Below are 1,615 nucleotides of genomic sequence, written 5' to 3' on the forward strand. Positions count from 1 at the left end.
AGTCGTCCATAGCGGCCCGAACTTTTGCCTGCCTCGGCGTGTACTGGAAGGGACCGTCGTCATCTTCGACGGCTTTCTCTGCCGCTTTCAGGACTCCCTTCATTCTCTCAATGGCGGCTTCTCTGACTTTAATCTCACCTTCCAGATGAGCCTGTTTATGAATCAGTTGTTGGGCCTTGCTGCCAATAACATCATCACTGCCCAGTTGTAACCGTTTGTTTCTCAGGGCATTAATCCGTTGTTCATGAGTATCAGTAGCGTCTGGTTTGAGACCCACGGCTTCTTCGACGGTGTTAAGAGCTGCTTTACGATAATCCGCCAGAGCCTCTTTTGCTTTTGATACAGCTTCACTTTTTTGCTTCAGGACTAAACCCAGTGCGTCCATTTCCTTTTCATGTGCGGCTTTAGCCTGCTCATCAATGTGTCCGGGATCTTCAATCTCCTGTTTTTTACGATCCAGATTCTCTTTTGCATCTCTCTGTTCAAGCCGTGCATTGGTCACTGCCATAATTTTCCTGTAGTGCTCACGCAGGAATTCCGTGATCCGAAAATGCTTTTGTCTGATTAAAATCTGTTCACCCAATTCGCTATAGACTTCATCGCTTGCTTCCCGAACAAGAGTATCTACATAAGCCAAAGTATCGATAAAGTCATCAGCTTCTTCCTGTAAACTGAGGTCATCTCTAATCTGAACATTAAGATTTATTTTGGTTTTCAGTTTCTTAAAGATTTCCTCTCGTCTTTGTATACCGTGTTCTTCCAGAAAATCATTGACGTCCTCTACTCGCTCTTGAAGGGTTTGCTCGTCATCTGCAGTCAGACCCAGCCTTATTTGAACTTGTTTCATTGCCCGATTGAGAACTATGTCGTCTCCATCCGAGATACTTTCGTGTACAGCTGGGGGGCCGGTAAATAAATATTGTTTGACACGAATAGCATCCAGCTTTTGCTTAGCTGTCTTCTGCTCACTTTCAGCTTCTTCTATTGCTTCCCTGACTGTGGCTACTTCACGATCAAGAACGTACCGGGGTTTGGGGTCCAGGCGAGCCATTTGCCTGTCAAGTTCATTGTCAATGGCTGTGATATGCTCATTAACCTCAGAAACACCTGCTTTGAAAACTTTTTCTTCCAGCTGTTCGAGTTTTTTTTTAATTAGAATGTTTTGGTCTTCTATACCGGCGTCATCTCTATAGTCCTCAATGTTGAGTTGATGAGCAATTTCATTGTTTCTGGCCCTTCTGAACACTTCATCGCCATGGGTTTCTTCTACCTCACCCATTAATTCCGAAATTTTGCAGTAAATAACATTCTTGTTGTCGTTGAGGTGAACGTCGTTTTCAAATACTACTTCCAGATCGCTGGCCAGTTTAGCAAGGAAAGTCTTGCCTCTTTCTTTTGCCGCATCGTTTACAATGGGGTAGATCTGCAGCCTGTCCTCTATATCTTTAAGCAGCCTTTCCTGTTGTCTTACGACTCGCCAATCCGCAGCTTCGATATAAAAGGTAAGTCTGATTAGCTTATCGTATTTACTGGTTCTTTTTTGAGCAACTGTCTTTTGAGCAACTGCGGTGTAAGCTTTCCAGGGAATTTGTTCTATCGTATCCAGCATGGACTC

Annotated in this window: 1 protein-coding gene; it reads right to left on the minus strand. The window is 44.1% G+C overall.

The window, feature by feature from the left end; translation table 11 throughout:
- A partial coding sequence (locus KDK18_RS12555; protein WP_257255269.1) for a hypothetical protein occupies nt 1–1,615 on the minus strand: 1,615 nt, incomplete at both ends.

The sequence above is a fragment of the Endozoicomonas sp. SESOKO3 genome (assembly GCF_024606255.1).